Source organism: Micromonospora sp. WMMA1996 (genome assembly GCF_002573675.1).
Lineage (GTDB): Bacteria > Actinomycetota > Actinomycetes > Mycobacteriales > Micromonosporaceae > Micromonospora > Micromonospora sediminicola.
This window is the reverse complement of record NZ_PDHU01000001.1, coordinates 3,910,129-3,927,782: the sequence shown is the minus strand read 5'-3', so window position 1 is coordinate 3,927,782 and position 17,654 is coordinate 3,910,129. Positions and strand designations below refer to the sequence as shown.

At 72.5% G+C, this 17,654-nt stretch carries 12 protein-coding genes; 8 read left to right on the top strand and 4 right to left on the bottom strand.

Features of this window, described 5'->3' with window-relative positions; translation table 11 throughout:
- A complete protein-coding gene (gene miaB / locus COO58_RS18075; protein WP_098745862.1) occupies positions 1 to 1,500 on the top strand; it encodes a tRNA (N6-isopentenyl adenosine(37)-C2)-methylthiotransferase MiaB in 1,500 nt (499 codons plus the stop codon).
- Positions 1,501 to 1,599: 99 nt separating this feature from the next.
- On the opposite strand, the gene COO58_RS18070 is transcribed toward miaB, so the two are convergent.
- Positions 1,600 to 3,240: a cellulase family glycosylhydrolase gene (locus COO58_RS18070; RefSeq protein WP_091579689.1), complete on the bottom strand. Its 1,641-nt coding sequence runs from the start codon at positions 3,238 to 3,240 to the stop codon at positions 1,600 to 1,602.
- A gap of 329 nt (positions 3,241 to 3,569) precedes the next feature.
- The gene (locus COO58_RS18065; protein WP_091579685.1) at positions 3,570 to 4,778 is read right to left on the bottom strand and encodes a DUF349 domain-containing protein; all 1,209 of its coding nucleotides are present in this window, start codon (positions 4,776 to 4,778) and stop codon (positions 3,570 to 3,572) included.
- Between the two features lie 202 nt (positions 4,779 to 4,980).
- Here COO58_RS18065 and COO58_RS18060 point away from each other — a divergent pair, with 202 nt between their 5' ends.
- Genes COO58_RS18060 through dapF form a run of 3 tightly spaced genes read left to right on the top strand, consistent with a single transcriptional unit; the run spans position 4,981 to position 7,467 of the window.
- A complete protein-coding gene (locus COO58_RS18060; protein ID WP_091579682.1) occupies positions 4,981 to 5,709 on the top strand; it encodes a hypothetical protein in 729 nt (242 codons plus the stop codon).
- Entirely contained in the window at positions 5,706 to 6,611 is a 906-nt protein-coding gene (miaA, locus tag COO58_RS18055) for a tRNA (adenosine(37)-N6)-dimethylallyltransferase MiaA (RefSeq protein WP_098745860.1), read from the top strand. Before COO58_RS18060 ends, miaA begins: the two co-directional genes overlap by 4 nt.
- Before the next feature lie 7 nt (positions 6,612 to 6,618).
- Complete coding sequence (gene dapF, locus COO58_RS18050; protein WP_098745859.1) at positions 6,619 to 7,467, top strand: diaminopimelate epimerase; 849 nt, start codon at positions 6,619 to 6,621, stop codon at positions 7,465 to 7,467.
- A gap of 553 nt (positions 7,468 to 8,020) precedes the next feature.
- Here the strand turns inward: dapF and COO58_RS18045 are convergent.
- Positions 8,021 to 9,493, bottom strand: a complete 1,473-nt coding sequence (locus COO58_RS18045; RefSeq protein ID WP_091579670.1) for an NAD-dependent malic enzyme — start codon at positions 9,491 to 9,493, stop codon at positions 8,021 to 8,023.
- A 172-nt stretch (positions 9,494 to 9,665) separates the two neighbouring features.
- Here COO58_RS18045 and hflX point away from each other — a divergent pair, with 172 nt between their 5' ends.
- Together hflX and COO58_RS30265 are read left to right on the top strand one after the other, a co-directional pair.
- Positions 9,666 to 11,159 carry a GTPase HflX gene (hflX, locus tag COO58_RS18040; protein WP_091579667.1) on the top strand — a complete coding sequence of 498 codons (1,494 nt, stop codon included), beginning with the start codon at positions 9,666 to 9,668 and terminating at the stop codon, positions 11,157 to 11,159.
- 50 nt (positions 11,160 to 11,209) lie between these two features.
- A complete protein-coding gene (locus tag COO58_RS30265; RefSeq protein WP_098745857.1) occupies positions 11,210 to 12,886 on the top strand; it encodes a hypothetical protein in 1,677 nt (558 codons plus the stop codon).
- Positions 12,887 to 12,947: 61 nt separating this feature from the next.
- On the opposite strand, the gene lexA is transcribed toward COO58_RS30265, so the two are convergent.
- Positions 12,948 to 13,730, bottom strand: a complete 783-nt coding sequence (gene lexA / locus COO58_RS18030; protein WP_091579660.1) for a transcriptional repressor LexA — start codon at positions 13,728 to 13,730, stop codon at positions 12,948 to 12,950.
- Positions 13,731 to 14,218: 488 nt separating this feature from the next.
- Here lexA and nrdR point away from each other — a divergent pair, with 488 nt between their 5' ends.
- A complete protein-coding gene (gene nrdR / locus COO58_RS18025) occupies positions 14,219 to 14,719 on the top strand; it encodes a transcriptional regulator NrdR (RefSeq protein ID WP_091579656.1) in 501 nt (166 codons plus the stop codon).
- Between the two features lie 37 nt (positions 14,720 to 14,756).
- Positions 14,757 to 17,654 (top strand): vitamin B12-dependent ribonucleotide reductase, encoded by a 2,898-nt coding sequence (locus tag COO58_RS18020; protein WP_091579652.1) that lies wholly within the window; start codon positions 14,757 to 14,759, stop codon positions 17,652 to 17,654.

The following is a 17,654-nucleotide window of genomic DNA, read 5'->3' as shown; positions in this document are numbered from 1 at the left end:
ATGACTACCGCAGCCGCGGGCAGCCCGCGCACCTACCAGGTGCGCACGTACGGCTGCCAGATGAACGTGCACGACTCCGAGCGCATCTCCGGCCTCCTCGAGGATGCCGGCTACGTGCGTGCCGCCGAGGCCGACGAGCAGCCCGACGTGGTGGTGTTCAACACCTGCGCGGTCCGGGAGAACGCCGACAACCGGCTCTACGGCAACCTGGGTCATCTGCGCCCCGTGAAGGCGAAGCACCCCGGGATGCAGATCGCCGTCGGCGGCTGCCTGGCCCAGAAGGACCGCGGCGAGATCGTCCGCAGGGCGCCCTGGGTGGACGTGGTCTTCGGCACGCACAACATCGGCTCGCTGCCGGTGCTGCTGGACCGGGCCCGGCACAACACCACCGCCGAGGTGGAGATCCTGGAGTCGCTGGAGGTCTTCCCCTCCACGCTGCCGACCCGGCGCGAGTCGACGTACGCCGGGTGGGTCTCCATCTCCGTCGGCTGCAACAACACCTGCACGTTCTGCATCGTGCCCTCCCTGCGCGGCAAGGAGAAGGACCGCCGCCCCGGCGACGTGCTCTCCGAGGTGCGCGCGCTGGTCGACGAGGGCGTGCTGGAGGTGACCCTGCTCGGGCAGAACGTCAACTCCTACGGCGTCGAGTTCGGCGACCGGTACGCCTTCGGCAAGCTGCTGCGCGCCTGCGGCGACATCGACGGGCTGGAGCGGGTCCGGTTCACCAGCCCGCACCCGAAGGACTTCACCGACGACGTGATCGCCGCGATGGCCGAGACGCCGAACGTCTGCCACTCGCTGCACATGCCGTTGCAGTCCGGCTCCGACGACGTGCTGCGGGCCATGCGCCGCTCGTACCGGTCGGAGCGCTACCTGGGGATCATCGAGAAGGTCCGGGCGGCGATGCCGGACGCGGCGATCACCACCGACATCATCGTCGGCTTCCCCGGCGAGACCGAGGCCGACTTCGCGCGCACACTCGACGTGGTCCGCGAGGCGCGGTTCTCCTCGGCGTTCACGTTCCAGTACTCCAAGCGCCCCGGCACCCCGGCCGCGACCATGGACGACCAACTGCCCAAGCAGGTCGTGCAGGAGCGGTACGAGCGGTTGATCGCCTGCGTCGAGGAGATCACCTGGGCGGAGAACAGGAAGCTGGTCGGGGAGACCGTCGAGGTGCTGGTCGCCGTCGGCGAGGGGCGCAAGGACGAGCGCACCGGCCGGATGTCCGGCCGGGCCCGCGACGGCCGGCTGGTGCACTTCGCCACCGGTGAGCTGGCCGGGCAGATCCGCCCCGGCGACATCGTGCACACCACCCTCACGTACGCGGCCCCGCACCACCTCAACGCCGACGGGGCGCCGCTGGCGCACCGGCGTACCCGGGCCGGCGACGCGGCCGAGGCGGGACGTGCCCCGCGTACGCCGGGGGTGCTGCTCGGGCTGCCGACGATCGGCGCGCCGGCCGCGGCGCCCGCCCCCACCGGCGGCTGCGCCGCAACCTGACCCCGCCTGTGTAAGGGAAGGGCCCCCTATTAACACTTGGTGTTAAGAGGGGGCCCTTCCTCTACCTGAGGCGTTAAGAAGGGGCCCTTCCTTACACCCTCAGCAGGCGGTGCCGTTGAGCTTCACGGTGGCGGGGGTGGCGGCGGTGCCGTTGGCGGTGAAGCCGACGGTCACCGAGGCCCCCGGCGCCAGCGACGACGCCCACGCGGGCGCGGCGGCCGTGACCGTGGTGCCGGACTGCGTGACGGTCGCGTTCCAGCCGCTGGCGAGAGTCACCCCGGACGGCCAGGTCCAGGTGGCCGACCACGGGTTCACCGCGGCGGTGCCGGTGTTCTTCACGGTCAGCTCGCCCTGGAAGCCGCCCGCCCAGGCGTTGACCTGCTTGTAGCTGGCCGTGCAGCCACCGCTGGGCGCCGGCGTGGTCGGCGTCGGGGTGGGCGTGCCGGTGGGCGTCGGCGTGGGGGAGCCGGTGCCGGTCGGCGTCGGGGTCGGGTTGCCGCCCCCACCGGTCGGTGGGATCAGGTAGGGCTGGAGGATGTCCTGCTTCGGCTGGTTGATGGTGGTCCAGTCGTCGTTGGCGATGCCGCCGGTGTCACCCGAGTTCGGGTTCCACGACCAGTACGTGAACGACATGCCGTTCACGCCGGTGCCGGTGTAGGCCATCAGGTTCTGCAGCCAGATCTTGTCCTTGGGGTCCTGGAGCGTGGTGCCGAACTCGCCCATCATGATCGGCGCGATGTTCTGCTTGTAGAGGTAGCCCCAGTACTTGTCCCAGATGGCCGGCATGTTCGCCGGGTAGGTCGGGTCGTCGAACCAGGCCTGGCGGTAGACCGAGGTGGCGTACTCGTGCGGCGAGTAGACCAGCCGGTTAGCCACGTTCAGCCGCACCGGGAACTGCCCGGCCTTGGACAGGTTGCCGCCCCACCAGCCGCAGTCCTCGTCGTTGCTGGGGTCGTTGTCCCAGACGTTCGACAGGCCGCCGCTGGGGCAGCTCACCCCCTCCACGAAGATCAGCCAGTTCGGCTGCACCCCGAGGATCGCGTTGCCGGCCCGCTCGGCGGCGAGCCGCCAGTCCCGGGCGGTGTCGCCGCAGCCCCAGCAGGCGCCGGTGGCGGCCGGGTTGGTCCCCTCGGCGTGCGGCTCGTTGTGCAGGTCCGCGCCGATCACCGTGGGGTTGTTCGCGTACCGCTGGGCCAGCGTCTTCCAGTCGTTGATCCAGGTCGCCTCGGAGACCGTCGAGGTGTACCAGAGCGGCGACTGCCCGGCCGAGGTCGGCCGGTGCCGGTCCAGGATGACCCGCATCCCCTTGCTGCCCGCGTAGTCGATGACCTTGTCCAGGATCTGCAACGGGGAGAGCCCGACCAGGTCCGGGTTGACGAAGTCGTTGATCCCGGTCGCCGTCGCACCGGGCTTGAGCGCGTCGTTCGAGTACGGGATGCGCAGCGTGTTGTAGCCCAGCCGGGCCATGGTGTCGAGCTGGGACCGCCACGGGTTGCTCGACCACAGGCCGTGGAAGGTCTTGTTGTCGGTCTCCATGCCGAACCAGTTGATACCGGTCAGCCGGACGGTCGTACCCGTACTGTCGACGATCTTGTTGCCGCTGGTGTGCAGGTAACCGGTGCCGGTGCCACCGGCCGCCGCGGCGGCCGGGGTGGTGGCGACGGCGGCGGCGACGAGAACGCCGGCCGCGGCGGTGGCGAGCGCCGTCAGGGCGCCGCCGAGGGCGGTGCGTCGGTGCATGGAAGCTCCACTTCGGATGCCCGCGCCGCGCAGGCGCCGCGGGCGGCAGGACCAGGAGGCACGTCCCGCTCGTCATCGAGTACGCGCGCAGCGCGCGCCGGGCCGTGTCGTGTGGACGGCCACCCGCGAGATGTCACACCGGCGATCGTCGACGGCGAGATCAGCCGTCGGTGCCCTCGTGCCGGTGCCTGAACCTGGCTCCGCCGCTCATTCTGATCAGCCCGCCTCGATGCGTCAACCCGGCCCGGACGCAGGTGAGCCCCCGGCCGACCCGGCCGGGGGCTCACCTGATGTGTCTGTCCGCCGGCCTGCCGGGCCGGGTGCTTGCGTCAGCCGGCCTGCTCGGCCAGCTGGAGGAACTGCCGCTTCGAGGCGAGCGCCTGCTCGGCCTCCTTGACCCGGCGGGCGTCGCCGGCGGCCTGGGCCCGGGCCAGCCGGTCCTCGGCCTCGGCGACCTGCGCGCGCATCTGGGCGAGCAGCGGGTTGTCCTCCTTGGAGGTACGCCGCCACGCCGAGTCCATGACCTCGCGGACCTTGTCGTCCACCGCCCGCAGCCGGCGCTCCAGCCCGGCGGCGGCCTCGCGGGGCACCCGGCCGGCCTCGTGCCACTGCGCCTGGATCTCCCGCAGCTTCGCCTGGGCGCCCTTCGGGTCACCGTCGACGTCGAGCGCCTCGGCCTCGGCCAGCAGCGCCTGCTTGCGCTCCAGGTTGGCGCGCTGCTCGTTGTCCCGCGCGGAGAAGACCTCGCTGCGCCGGGTGAAGAACTCGTCCTGCGCGGCCCGGAACCGCTCCCAGAGCTTCTGCTCGGCCTCCTTGGCGGCGCGCGGCGCGGCCTTCCACTGGGCCATCAGGTCCTTGAGCTGGCCGGCGGTGGCGCCCCAGTCGGTCGACTCCTTGAGCTTCTCGGCCTCGGCGACCAGCTCCTCCTTGACCGTCTGCGCCTGCTTGCGCTGCTGGTCGAGGGAGGCGAAGTGGGCGCCCCGGCGGCGGGTGAAGCCGTCCCGCGCCGCGGCGAACCGCTTCCACAGCTCACCGTCGGCCTTCTTGTCGACGCCGCGGATGGTCTTCCACTCGTCGAGGATCTCCTTGAGCCGGTCGCCGGCGGTCTTCCAGCCGGTCGACTCGGCGGCCAGCTTCTCGGCCTCCTCGACCAGGGCGGTCTTGCGCGCCAGGGCCTCGCCCCGGGCCGCCTCGCGAGCGGCCTTGGCCTCGCCGGCCTTCTCCTCGGCGACCGCGGCCAGCTTGTCCAGGCGGGCGGCCAGGGCGTCGATGTCCCCGACCACGTGCGCCTCGGCCAGCGACCCACGGATCCGCCGGATCGTGGTCAGCGAGTGGCCGGCGTCCGCCGCGCCCGAGTTGAGCCGGGCCTCGGTCAGGTCCACCTCGGTCACCAGGTCGGCGAAGCGGCGGGCGAAGTGGGCGAGCCCTTCCTCCGGGGCTCCCGCCTGCCAGGATCCGACCACCCGCTCGCCCTCGGCGGTCTTGACGTAGACGGTGCCGTCCTCGTCCACCCGTCCGAAGGCAGTCCAGTCGCTCATGTGCCCATCCTCGTTCTCCCGGCGTCGAGGGACCGGCCCCCGGTCGCCGCCACGGCGCAGCAAACTTTCTCCCGGCATTGTCACAGGTCCGCCCCCGTCCGTGTCGAGCGCCTGTCGTCGACCGTGACCATACGGTGTCGTACGCCCTCGATGACCGGATCGGCGCGGGGACGCACCGGGGGATCCCGATAGGTTTGGGGGCGTGCCCCTGGTCGCCGCCGCCGTCTGCCCCCACCCGCCGCTGATCGTGCCCGAGCTGGCCGGCGCCGCCGCGCCCGAGCTGGACGACCTGCGCGCCGCCGCCGACGCCGCGGTCGCCCGGCTGCTCGCCTCTGGAGCGCGCACCGTCGTGGTGGTCGGTGGTGGGAACCGGACCGCCGAGCTGTCCTACCCGTATCGCGGGAGCTTCGCGCCCTGGGGAGCGCCGTTGGAGGTGCGACTGGGACGGCACCCCGACGGGATCGTCGGCACCGACGGACTGCCGCTGAGCCTCCTCGTCGGTGCCTGGCTGCTGAACCGGGTGCGGCCGCAGGCCCCGACGACCTGGCGGATGATCTCCGTGTCGGCCGACGAGCCGGTCGAGCGGTGCGCCGCCGGTGGCGGCCGGCTGGGTTCCCGGGCGCAGCCGTGGGCGCTGCTGGCGATGGGGGACGGGTCGGCGTGCCACGGCGTCGGGGCGCCCGGCTACGACGACCCGCGCGCCGAGGCGTACGACGAGGGGGTCGCCTCGGCCCTGGCCTGCGCGGACGCCGACGCCCTGCTCGGCCTGGACCCGGGGCTGTCGGCGGAGCTGAGGGTCGCGGGGCGGGCGCCGTGGCAGGTGCTGGCCGGTGCGGCCCGGGCGGCGGGCGGCGACTGGCGCGGCGAGGTCAGCTACCAGGAGGCCCCGTACGGCGTTGCCTACTTCGTGGCGAACTGGGAGCGGTCATGACCGTGGTGGCGGTGGTGGGGCCGACCGCGGCCGGCAAGTCGGCGTTGAGCATCGCGTTGGCGCACACGCTGGGCGGCGAGGTGGTCAACGCCGACTCGATGCAGCTCTACCGGGGGATGGACGTCGGCACCGCCAAGCTGACCCCGGCCGAGCGGGAGGGCGTGCCGCACCACCTGCTCGACATCTGGCCGGTGACCGAGCCGGCCAGCGTCGCGGAATACCAGAAGCTGGCCCGCGCGGCGGTCGACGACATCCTGGCCCGGGGGCGGGTGCCGCTGCTGGTGGGCGGCTCCGGGCTCTACGTGCGGGCGGTGCTGGAGCAGTTCGAGTTCCCCGGCACCGATCCGGCGCTGCGGGAACGGCTGGAGGCCGAGTTGGCCGAGGTCGGGCCGGCCCCGCTGCACGCCCGGCTGGCCGAGGCCGACCCGCAGGCCGCGGCCGGCATCCTGCCCACCAACGGCCGGCGGATCGTCCGGGCGCTGGAGGTGGTCGAGCTGACCGGCGCGCCGTTCACCGCGTCGCTGCCGGCGCCCACGCCCTACTACCCGTCGGTGCAGCTCGGGGTGGACCTGGACACCGCGCTCCTGGACGAGCGGATCGCGCTGCGGGTGGACCGGATGTGGGCCGACGGCCTGGTCGACGAGGTGCGCACGCTCGTCGACGCGGGGCTGCCCGGGGGGCGTACGGCCAGTCGGGCGCTCGGCTACCAGCAGGTGCTGCGCTTCCTGGCCGGCGAGCTGACCGAGACGCAGGCGTACGAGGACACGATCCGGGCGACCCGCCGCTTCGTCCGCCGGCAACGTTCGTGGTTCCGGCGCGACCCGCGCGTCCACTGGCTGGACTCGGCCTCGCCCACGTTTCTCGACACTGCCCTTCGGGTGGTCGCCGAGCATCGGCGATGATGGGACCGTGGAGTTCACCAAGGGCCACGGCACCGGCAACGACTTCGTCATCCTGCCCGACCCGGACGGCGCGCTCGACCTGACACCCGGTCTGGTCGCCGCGCTCTGCGACCGGCGGCGCGGGCTCGGCGGCGACGGCGTGCTGCGCGTGGTACGCGCTGCCAAGCACCCGGAGGGTGTCGCGCTGGCCGGCGAGGCCGAGTGGTTCATGGACTACTGGAACTCCGACGGCTCGTTCGCCGAGATGTGCGGCAACGGCGCCCGGGTGTTCGTGCGCTATCTGCTGGAGCGGTCGCTTGCCGTCGCCCCGTCGGGCGGGACGCTGCCGATCGCGACCCGCGCCGGTCTGGTGCGGGCCCGGGCCGAGGGCGCCGACGTGGCGGTCGAGATGCGCCGCCCCCGGCTGTACGACACCGCCACCGCCACCCTCGGCGGGTTGACCCTGCCCGGCGCGGCAGTGGACGTCGGCAACCCGCACCTGGTGTGCGCGCTGCCCGCCGCGCTGGACCTCACCGGCCTCGACCTGACCCGCGCGCCCGAGGTCGACGCCGCGGTCTTCCCGTCCGGGGTGAACGTCGAGTTCACCACGCCCGGTGAGCCGGTCGACGGCGCCGACGGGCACGTGCTGATGCGGGTCTACGAGCGGGGTTCGGCCGAGACGCTCTCCTGCGGCACCGGCGCCTGCGCGGTGGCGGCGGTGGCGCTGCGGGACGGCGACCGGGAGACCGGCACGGTGGCGGTGGACGTGCCGGGTGGCCGGCTCACCGTCACGGTCACCGCCGACTCGTGCTGGCTGGCCGGCCCAGCCGTCCTGGTCGCCGCCGGCACGCTGGCCCCCGCAGCCCTGCTTCCCTGAGCGTCGACGCCCCGCTTCCCCGGACGCCCGCCGCCCTGCTTGCCGGCTCGGGGCTCGCCGGGCTCGCGGCGCGGGCTCGGGGCTTGCCTGGCTCGAGGCTCGCCGGGCCCGCGGCTTGCCTGGCCGTGGCGCTCCTGGACTCACCTTCCGGGCCTCGGGGAGCTGCCACCTTTCCTACCTGCCCCTCGGCCCGGCACGGCTCGTCCCGGGCGTCGCCGCTTCGGGCGCGGTGGTGACGTCGTGTAACGGCCGGCGGGGGAGGGATGACTGAGAAGCGATATACCGCCTGGTCATATTCATGACTCAGCGGTATATCGCTCCTCGGTCTTCACCTCTCTCGACCGCGACACGCCGGGTGGGGTGCGCCGGGCGAGGGCGAGGGCGAGGTGCGGGCCGACCCGCCGGGCAGGGGCAGGGTGCGGCCGACACGCCGGGTGGGGTGCGCCGGGCGGGGGCGGGGTGCGGACCGACCCGCCGGGCGGGGGCGGGGTGCGGCCGACACGCCCGGGCGGGGAGGGCGGAGCGGGTGCGGCGGGGGGCGGGGGCGACTCCGTCAGGGGGTGGCGCTGGCGTTGGCGGCGATCTCGGGGAGGTCGGCCGGACCGGGGTCGGCCGCCGGCGGCGGCGTCACGGCCGGGTTCTGCGCGGCGGCGCGTACCGCTGCGGCCACGGCCGGGGCGACCCGCGAGTCGAAGACGCTGGGCACGATCACGGTGGGGTTGATCTTGTCCTCGCCGACCACGTCGGCGATGGCCCGGGCGGCCGCGATCGCCATCTCCTCGGTGAACTCCTCGGCGTGCGCGTCGAGCATGCCGCGGAACACGCCGGGGAAGGCGAGCACGTTGTTGATCTGGTTCGGCTGGTCGGAGCGGCCGGTGGCGACCACGGCGGCGTGCTTGCGCGCCTCCCGCGGGTCGACCTCCGGGTCCGGGTTGGCCAGCGCGAACACGATCGCGTCCTTCGCCATCGCGGCGACGTCGTCGCCGGTGAGCAGGTTCGGCGCGCTCACCCCGATGAAGACGTCCGCGCCGCGCACCGCCCCGGCCAGGTCGCCGGAGTAGTTCTCCTTGTTGGTGTTCTCGGCCAGCCACTGCCAGGCCGGGTTGAGGTCGGGCAGCCCGCGGTGCAGGGCGCCCTGCCGGTCGTACGCGATGATGTCGCCCACGCCCTGGCGCAGCAGCAGCTTCATGATCGCGGTGCCGGCCGCGCCGGCGCCGGAGACCACGACCCGCACGTCCGCGAGCTGCTTGCCCACGACGCGCAGCGCGTTGGTGAGCGCGGCCAGCACGCAGATCGCGGTGCCGTGCTGGTCGTCGTGGAAGACCGGGATGTCCAGGGCCTCGCGCAGCCGGGCCTCGATCTCGAAGCAGCGCGGCGCGGCGATGTCCTCCAGGTTGATCCCGCCGTACGCCGGCGCGATGGCCTTGACGATGGCCACGATCTCGTCGGTGTCCTGGGTGTCCAGCACCACCGGCCAGGCGTCCACCCCGCCGAAGCGCTTGAACAGCGCGGCCTTGCCCTCCATCACCGGCAGCGAGGCGGCCGGGCCGAGGTTGCCCAGGCCGAGCACCGCGGAGCCGTCGCTGACCACGGCGACCGTGTTGCGCTTGATGGTGAGCCGGCGGGCGTCGGCCGGGTTCTCCGCGATCGCCATGCAGACCCGGGCCACCCCCGGGGTGTACGCGCGGGACAGCTCGTCCCGGGTGCGCAGCGCGACCTTCGGGGTGACCTCGATCTTGCCGCCGAGGTGCAGCAGGAACGTGCGGTCGGAGACCTTGCGCACGTCCACCCCGTCGAGCGCGGTGAGCGCGTCGACGACCTGGTCGGCGTGGCCGGCGTCGGCGGTGTCGCAGGTGAGGTCGACGATCACGTTGGTCGGGTCGGAGTCGACCACGTCCAGCGCGGTGACGATGGCGCCGGCCTCGCCCGCCGCGGTGGTCAGGCGGCCGATGGAGGAGGCGTCGGCGGGCACCGCGATCCGGATGGTGATGGAGAATCCCGCACTCGGCAGTCGGGTGATGGCCACGAGAAAACACTCCTCCGTCGACGCTGAGCGGCTCGACTGGCATTTCTACCCGCCCGGCCAGGTCGGCCGGCATCCGGCCCCGCTACCGGTGGGTAGCGCCACGGGCATAACACGGGTGCGTCCCGCGTTGTCACATGTCAGGATTGCTGTCACGCGCCGAAAATTCTCGGCGATGCACATAACGGACAGGAGACGCAGTTTGCGCGAGCAGCAGGAGACCTTCCACCCCTACGAGGACGACGCGCTCGACGCCACCACCGGCGAGTACGAGCTGTCGGAGCGGCAGGCGCTGCGGCGGGTCCCCGGCCTCTCCACCGAGCTGACCGACATCACCGAGGTCGAATACCGCCAGCTGCGGCTGGAGCGGGTCGTCCTGGTGGGGGTCTGGACCGAGGGCACCCAGTCCGACGCCGACAACAGCCTCACCGAGCTGGCGGCGCTGGCCGAGACGGCCGGCTCGCAGGTGCTCGAGGGGCTGATCCAGCGCCGCAACCGACCCGACCCGGCGACCTACATCGGTCGGGGCAAGGTCGACGACCTGGGCGCGGTGGTGCTCGCCACCGGCGCCGACACGGTCATCTGCGACGGTGAGCTGTCCCCGTCGCAGCTTCGTAACCTCGAGCAGCGCACCAAGGTCAAGGTGGTCGACCGCACCGCCCTGATCCTCGACATCTTCGCCCAGCACGCCAAGAGCAAGGAGGGCAAGGCGCAGGTCGAGCTGGCCCAGCTCGAATACCTGCTGCCGCGCCTGCGTGGTTGGGGTGAGACGCTCTCCCGGCAGACCGGTGGTAGCGGTCGCGGCGGCGGCGCCGGCGGCGGCGTGGGCCTGCGTGGTCCCGGTGAGACCAAGCTGGAGACCGACCGGCGTCGGATCCGGCACCGCATCGCGCGGCTGCGCCGCGAGATCAAGAGCATGACCACCGTACGCCAGACCAAGCGCGCCCGGCGGTCCCGTAACGCGGTGCCGGCGGTGGCCATCGCCGGCTACACCAACGCCGGCAAGTCCAGCCTGCTCAACCGCCTCACCGGGGCGGGCGTGCTGGTGGAGAACGCGCTGTTCGCCACGCTGGACCCGACCACCCGCCGGGCGACCACCTCCGACGGGCGGCTCTACACGCTCTCCGACACGGTCGGGTTCGTCCGGCACCTGCCGCACCAGATCGTCGAGGCGTTCCGCTCGACGCTGGAGGAGGTCGGCGACGCCGACCTGGTGGTGCACGTGGTCGACGGCACCCACCCGGATCCGGAGGAGCAGGTCCGGGCGGTCCGCGAGGTGCTCGCCGAGGTGGGCGCCGACCGGCTGCCGGAACTGCTGGCGGTCAACAAGACCGACGCCACCGACGAGGAGACGATGCTGCGGCTCAAGCGGCTCTGGCCGGAGGCGGTGTTCGTCTCGGCGCACACCGGGCGCGGGGTCGACGAGCTGCGCGAGGCGATCGAGCGCCGCCTGCCCCGGCCGGCCGTCGAGGTCCGGGCGGTGCTCCCGTACGACCGGGGTGACCTGGTTGCCCGGGTGCACCGGCAGGGTGAGGTGCTGAGCACCGCGCACCTGCCCGAGGGCACGCTGCTGCACGTGCGGGTGGGGCAGGCGCTCGCCGCCGAGCTGGCCCCGTACCGCGCGGGGGACCGGCTCACCAGCGAGGAGCGGGTGGGCGCCGGGCGGTGAGCCGTCCGGCGTCACCCGCCCGAAACCCGGGTCGTGCGACACTGAGCGCCATGCGGCACGTTGTCTCCTCGGTCACGCTCGCGCTCGGCCTGGTCGGCGCGGTAGTGGCGCCGGCCGGGCCGGCCCCGGCGGCCCCCGCCGCGGCCCCGGTGCTGGCCGCGGCTCCCAAGAAGAAGTGCACGGTCACCGACGAGCGTCTGCGCGAGCTGTCCGGCCTGGTCGCCACCGCCAACGGCTACGTCGTCGTCAACGACGGCACCGAGGACGACAGTCGCAAGCGGGTCTTCTACCTCGACGCCAAGTGCAAGATCGACAAGGATCCGGTCCGCTACTCCGGCGACGGCCCCTTCGACACCGAGGACCTGGCCCTCGGGCCGGACCGCAAGACGCTCTGGATCGCCGACACCGGCGACAACGTCGAGAAGAAGACCCGGCGGGAGCGCGTCGCGGTCTGGACGATGCCGATCAGCGGCGCCAAGCAGCCGGTGCTGCACCGACTCAGCTACCCGGGCAAGGAGCCGCACGACGCCGAGGCGCTGCTCATCGGCGACGACAACCTGCCGCTGGTGATCACGAAGGAACTCTCCGGCAAGTCGGAGATCTTCACGCCGACGGTGAAACTGAAGGCGGGCCCCGACACCGAACCGATCCCGATGAAGAAGGTCGGCGAGGTCACGCTCCCCCGGACGAACACCGAGAACAAGCTCGGTTCGCCGGGGCGCGCGCTGGTCACCGGCGCGGCCCGGTCGCCGGACGGCGCCCGGGTGGTGCTGCGCACGTACGCCGACGCGTTCGAGTTCGACGTGACCGGCGGTGACATCGTCAAGGCGCTCACCTCCGGCAAGCCCCGGGTCACCCCGCTCGCCGACCCGTTCGGCGAGGCCATCTCCTACACCCCCGACGGGAAGTCGTTCGTCACCGTCTCCGACGGCGGGTCGCTGGACCCGTCCGACCCGATCGACATCCTCGGCTACACGCCGGCCACCACCGGCGTGGAGGCGCTGCCCAACGGCGGCAAGGTCGAGACCAAGGCGGCCGCCCAGAAGTCCTGGCTCGAAGGGCTCTCGCTCGACGAGATCACGTACCTGATCGCCGCGGTCGGGGTGCTCGGCGCGCTGCTGGTCGGCGCGGGTGTCTTCGGCATCCTGCGGGCGCGGCGCAAGCCGGCGCCCGCCGAGGCGGCCGACGAGCCCGAGCGCAGCGGCGAGTTCCCGGTGAACAACGGCTTCCCGTCCGGCAGCCGGCCCGACGCGCCGCCGCGCGGCGGCGTCTACGGCGGTGGCCAGGGCGGTGGCGTCTACGGCGGCGCCGCGAACGGCGAACGCCCACCGGCCGGCGGGGTCTACGGCGGTGGCCGGCCCCCGGGCGGCGGCGTCTACGGCGGGCAGCAGGGTGGCCGTCCGCAGGGCGGCGGGGTCTACGGCGGTGGCGGCCGGCCGGCCGGCGGCGCCAACGGGGCCCGGCCCGGCCCCGGCGGTGGGGTCTACGGCGGTGGCGGGCCCGGCGGCCCAGGTCAGGGCGGCGGCCGGGGCGGCTACGGCCCCGGGCCGGACAGCGCGGGGCGCCGCGGGCAGCCGCCGGGCGGTGGGGCTCGGCCGGGTGGCCGGGCCGAGCCGCCGCGTCGTGAGCCGGACCCGCGGGATCCGCGCGGCGGCCGTCGCGACGACCGGGGCGGCCAGTACGGGCCCGTCTCGGGCAGCCGGGACTACCGGGGCGACCGCTACTGAGACGACGGACGTGAGAGGAGGGGGTGACCGGTGACGGTCGCCCCCTCCTCTCGTCGGCGCGTCAGATCCGGCGCAGCACCGCGACCACGCGGCCCATGATGGTGGCGTCGTCTCCGGGGATCGGGTCGAACGCGGGGTTCTGCGGCATCAGCCAGACGTGGCCGTCCCGTCGCCGGTAGGTCTTCACCGTCGCCTCGCCGTCGAGCATGGCCGCCACGATGTCACCCACCTCGGCGTTGGGCTGCTGGCGGACGACCACCCAGTCGCCGTCGCAGATCGCCGCGTCGAGCATCGAGTCGCCCTTGACCTGGAGCATGAAGACCTCGCCCTCACCGACCAGCTCGCGGGGGAGGGGGAAGATGTCCTCCACCGCCTGCTCGGCGAGGATCGGCCCACCGGCGGCGATCCGGCCCAGCATCGGCACGTACGCCGGGGCGGGGCGCTGGGCGCGGGCGGCCTCGTCGTCGGCGTCGCTCGGCGCGCGGACGTCGACGGCGCGCGGCCGGTTCGGGTCGCGGCGCAGGAAGCCCTTCTTCTCCAGCTCCTTGAGCTGGTAGGCGACGCTGGACGGGGAGACCAGGCCGACCGCCTCGCCGATCTCACGCACGCTCGGCGGGTAGCCGTGGCGCTCCACCCAGGTGCGGATGAACTCCAGGATCCGGCGCTGCCGGGCGGTCAGGTCGACCGTCGCCGGGTCGGGGAAGCTGCTGACCACCGGCGTCACCGGTCGCACCGCCGGCTGGGCGGCGCGGCTGCGAGCGGTGCGGGGGCGACGGGTCGCCGGCGGCCCCGCCCCGTCGATCGGCTGCGGGTTCTTCTGCCGGCTGGCCCGGTCCTCGGTCACGTCCGTCCTCCCTGGTCGGCGCTGGGTGCCTCGTCGGCTCGTGGTGCGTGTGGATCTGACCGTATAGGTGAGATCGGCCATTTTCAAACATCTGTACGACGTGGTGTCGGCGTGTCGCGTCGAAATCCTGGATTTCCGAACGGCTGTTCTGATAAATGGTACGTCGCACTCGAACGGATGTTCTATCCCGGCGGCCCGTGACCGGGGGCGGGTGCCCGCCGTTGGGCTCCTCGGCGAGGTCGCGGCGGACGTGATCCTGATGACGCGCCGAACACGCCGGCCAACTTGACCTCGCTAGTGGGACGACATACGGTCAACCCCTAGATGTAGTAGTCACATGGGCGTAAGTTGCCTACAGGTTGGGTTCAACTACCGAACGCACTCCCGCATCGCGCACCCGGCGACGGTCATCGACCGATGGCTCCGCCGTGTCGACGCGTGCCCGGGGGTCGGTGGGTGCGCCCGTGGTCGATGGAGGAGGTCGGGCGATGCGGTGTCCGTACTGCCGGCACGCCGACTCCCGGGTGGTCGACTCGCGGGAGGCCGACGACGGCCAGCTCATCCGGCGGCGGCGGTCCTGCCCGGAGTGCGGCAAGCGGTTCACCACCGTCGAGGAGGCGGTGCTCGCGGTGGTCAAGCGCAGCGGGGTGACCGAGCCGTTCAGCCGCACGAAGATCATCGGCGGGGTGCGCAAGGCGTGCCAGGGGCGGCCGGTCGACGACGACTCGATCGCGCTGCTGGCACAGAAGGTCGAGGAGACCGTCCGCGCCAGGGGGGCCGCCGAGATCCCCAGCCACGACGTGGGCCTTGCCATCCTCGGCCCGTTGCGTGACCTGGACGAGGTGGCCTACCTGCGGTTCGCCAGCGTCTACCGGTCCTTCGACTCGCTCGCCGACTTCGAGCGGGAGATCGAGACGCTGCGGTCCGCCGCGCGCGCCCGGGAGGGCGCCGGTGCCGGAGCGGCCGAGGCCGCCGGCGCGATCAGCTGACATTTTCGAGTTTCTGACAGGTTGTAGACGAGGCGCGGTGGGTGACCGTGCCGACGAGGGGGGCGAGGGCGTGACGACCAGCAAGTCACGGAACAAGGCCGGGGCGGGGCTGAAGATCGAGCGCGTCTGGACGACCGAGGGGGTGCATCCCTACGACGAGGTCGCCTGGGAGCGCCGCGACGTCGTGATGACGAACTGGCGGGACGGCTCGATCAACTTCGAGCAGCGTGGGGTGGAGTTCCCCGAGTCCTGGTCGGTCAACGCGGCCAACATCGTGACCACCAAGTACTTCCGGGGCGCGGTGGGGACTCCGGAGCGCGAGTGGTCGCTGCGGCAGCTCATCGACCGGGTGGTCGACACCTACCGCACCGCCGGCGAGGAGTACGGCTACTTCGCCGGCCCGGCCGACGCCGAGGTGTTCGCACACGAGCTGACCTGGATGCTGCTGCACCAGGTGTTCAGCTTCAACTCGCCGGTCTGGTTCAACGTCGGCACGCCGTCGCCGCAGCAGGTCAGCGCCTGCTTCATCCTGGCCGTCGACGACTCGATGGACTCCATCCTCGACTGGTACAAGGAGGAGGGGCGGATCTTCCAGGGCGGCTCGGGCGCCGGGGTCAACCTCTCCCGGATCCGGTCCTCGAAGGAGCTGCTCTCCTCCGGCGGCACCGCCTCCGGCCCGGTCAGCTTCATGCGCGGCGCGGACGCCTCCGCCGGCACCATCAAGTCCGGTGGCGCCACCCGGCGCGCGGCCAAGATGGTCATCCTCGACGTCGACCACCCGGACATCGAGGAGTTCGTGGCGACCAAGGCGCGCGAGGAGGACAAGATCCGCGCGCTGCGCGACGCCGGGTTCGACATGGACCTGGGCGGCGCGGACATCGTCAGCGTGCAGTACCAGAACGCCAACAACTCGGTCCGGGTCTCCGACGAGTTCATGACCGCGGTGGAGAACGGCGGCGGCTTCGACCTGCGCGGCCGGCTCGACGGGCAGACCATCGAGACGATCGACGCGAAGAAGCTGTTCCACACCATCTCCCAGGCCGCCTGGGAGTGCGCCGACCCGGGTCTGCAGTACGACGACACGATCAACGACTGGCACACCTGCCCGGAGACCGGGCGGATCACCGCGTCGAACCCGTGCTCGGAATACCTGCACCTGGACAACTCCTCGTGCAACCTGGCCTCGCTGAACCTGATGAAGTTCCTCCGCGCCGACGGCGGCTTCGAGGTGGAGAAGTTCGTCAAGTCGGTCGAGTTCGTCATCACCGCGATGGACATCTCGATCTGCTTCGCCGACTTCCCGACCGAGAAGATCGGTGAGACCACCCGCGCCTACCGGCAGCTCGGCATCGGGTACGCCAACCTGGGCGCCCTGCTGATGGCCTCCGGCCTGCCCTACGACTCGGAGCAGGGGCGGGAGGTGTCCGCGGCGATCACCTCGCTGATGACCGGCACCGCCTACCGCCGTTCCGCCGAGCTGGCCGGCATCGTCGGCGCGTACGACGGCTACGCCCGCAACGCCGAGCCGCACAAGCGGGTCATGCGCAAGCACGCCGCCGCCAACGACGCGATCAAGCCGACCGGCACCGTGGCCACCGCCCTGCAGCGCGAGGCGACCAAGCAGTGGACGCTGGGCAACAAGCTCGGTGACAAGTTCGGTTGGCGCAACTCGCAGGCCAGCGTGCTCGCCCCGACCGGCACCATCGGCCTGATGATGGACTGCGACACCACCGGCGTCGAGCCGGACCTGGCGCTGGTGAAGTTCAAGAAGCTGGTCGGCGGCGGCTCGATGCAGATCGTCAACCAGACCGTCCCGCGCGCCCTGCGCAGCCTCGGCTACCCCGAGGAGCAGGTCGAGGCGATCGTCGAGCACATCGCCGACCACGGGCACGTGGTGGACGCCCCCGGTCTGAAGCCGGAGCACTACCCGGTCTTCGACTGCGCCATGGGCGAGCGTTCGATCGCGCCGATGGGCCACGTGCGGATGATGGCGGCGGTCCAGCCGTTCATCTCCGGCGCCATCTCCAAGACGGTCAACATGCCGGAGCAGGCGACCGTCGAGGACGTCGAGAAGATCTACTTCGAGGGCTGGAAGCTCGGCCTGAAGGCGCTGGCGATCTACCGGGACAACTGCAAGGTGGGACAGCCGCTGTCGGTCGCCAAGCCGAACAAGGCCACCGCCGACACGCAGGCCCCGGCCGCCGAGGTCGAGAAGGTCGTGGAGAAGGTCGTCGAGTACCGCCCGGTGCGCAAGCGGCTGCCGAAGAAGCGCCCGTCGCAGACGGTCTCCTTCTCGGTCGGCGGCGCGGAGGGCTACCTCACCGCCTCCTCCTACCCGGACGACGGCCTCGGCGAGGTCTTCCTCAAGATGTCGAAGCAGGGCTCGACCCTGGCCGGTGTGATGGACGCCTTCTCGGTGGCCATCTCCATCGGTCTCCAGTACGGCGTTCCGCTGGAGACGTACGTCAGCAAGTTCACCAACATGCGCTTCGAGCCGGCCGGCATGACCGACGACCCGGACGTGCGGATGGCCGCCTCGGTGATGGACTACATCTTCCGTCGCCTGGCGCTGGACTTCCTGCCGTACGACCGCCGTGCGGAGCTGGGCATCTTCACCGCCAAGGAGCGGGCCGCCCAGCTCCGGGCCGAGGCGGAGGCGGAGGCGAGCGGTGCGGACCTCACCGCGATGGCCGCCTCCGCCCCGGTCGAGGCGCCCGAGCCGAAGACCGGCCCGGTCGCCCAGCCGGCGCAGGAGTTGGCCGACGCCGCGGCCGTCAAGCCCGCCCCGGCGGTGGGTTCCAGCACCGAGCTGCTGGAGGCCGTGATCGGCAAGGCCGCCGACGCGCCGCTCTGCTTCACCTGCGGCACGAAGATGCGGCCGGCCGGTAGCTGCTACGTCTGCGAGGGCTGCGGCTCCACCAGCGGTTGCAGCTGA

What these genes read in the sequence shown, in the direction of transcription:
- hflX (WP_091579667.1), top strand. Translation starts at nt 9,666, where the DNA reads ATGCACATAACGGACAGGAGACGCAGTTTGCGCGAGCAGCAGGAGACC.
- miaA (WP_098745860.1), top strand. Translation starts at nt 5,706, where the DNA reads ATGACCGTGGTGGCGGTGGTGGGGCCGACCGCGGCCGGCAAGTCGGCG.
- miaB (WP_098745862.1), top strand. Translation starts at nt 1, where the DNA reads ATGACTACCGCAGCCGCGGGCAGCCCGCGCACCTACCAGGTGCGCACG.
- COO58_RS18065 (WP_091579685.1), bottom strand. Translation starts at nt 4,778, where the DNA reads ATGAGCGACTGGACTGCCTTCGGACGGGTGGACGAGGACGGCACCGTC.
- nrdR (WP_091579656.1), top strand. Translation starts at nt 14,219, where the DNA reads ATGCGGTGTCCGTACTGCCGGCACGCCGACTCCCGGGTGGTCGACTCG.
- COO58_RS30265 (WP_098745857.1), top strand. Translation starts at nt 11,210, where the DNA reads ATGCGGCACGTTGTCTCCTCGGTCACGCTCGCGCTCGGCCTGGTCGGC.
- COO58_RS18070 (WP_091579689.1), bottom strand. Translation starts at nt 3,240, where the DNA reads ATGCACCGACGCACCGCCCTCGGCGGCGCCCTGACGGCGCTCGCCACC.